Annotated in this window: 1 rRNA gene; it reads left to right on the forward strand. The window is 51.1% G+C overall.

Annotation, left to right across the window (positions count from 1 at the left end):
- Positions 1–620 (forward strand): 23S ribosomal RNA (locus GCN78_RS28885); the annotation flags it as partial.

Here is a 620-nt window from a genome sequence, read left to right on the forward strand (position 1 = left end):
GGCTAAAACAGTCAGGATGTTGGCTTAGAAGCAGCCATCATTTAAAGAAAGCGTAATAGCTCACTGATCGAGTCGTCCTGCGCGGAAGATGTAACGGGGCTAAGCCAGTCACCGAAGCTGCGGATATCCTTTATTGGATATGGTAGGAGAGCGTTCTGTAAGCCTGCGAAGGTGTCTTGTAAAGGATGCTGGAGGTATCAGAAGTGCGAATGCTGACATGAGTAGCGATAATGGGGGTGAAAAGCCTCCACGCCGTAAGCCCAAGGTTTCCTGTTCAACGTTCATCGGAGCAGGGTGAGTCGGCCCCTAAGGCGAGGCAGAGATGCGTAGCTGATGGGAAGCAGGTTAATATTCCTGCACCGTCGTATGATGCGATGGGGGGACGGATCGCGGAAGGTTGTCCAACTGTTGGAATAGTTGGTTTTTGGCTCATAGAAGGCACTTAGGCAAATCCGGGTGCGCAATTCAAGGGGTTGAGACGAGTGAACTTGTTCACGAAGCAATCGGAAGTGGTTCCAAGAAAAGCCTCTAAGCTTCAGTCATACGAGACCGTACCGCAAACCGACACAGGTGGGCGAGATGAGTATTCTAAGGCGCTTGAGAGAACTCGGGAGAAGGAA

Source organism: Janthinobacterium rivuli (assembly GCF_009208735.1).
In the GTDB taxonomy this organism is placed as follows: domain Bacteria; phylum Pseudomonadota; class Gammaproteobacteria; order Burkholderiales; family Burkholderiaceae_D; genus Janthinobacterium.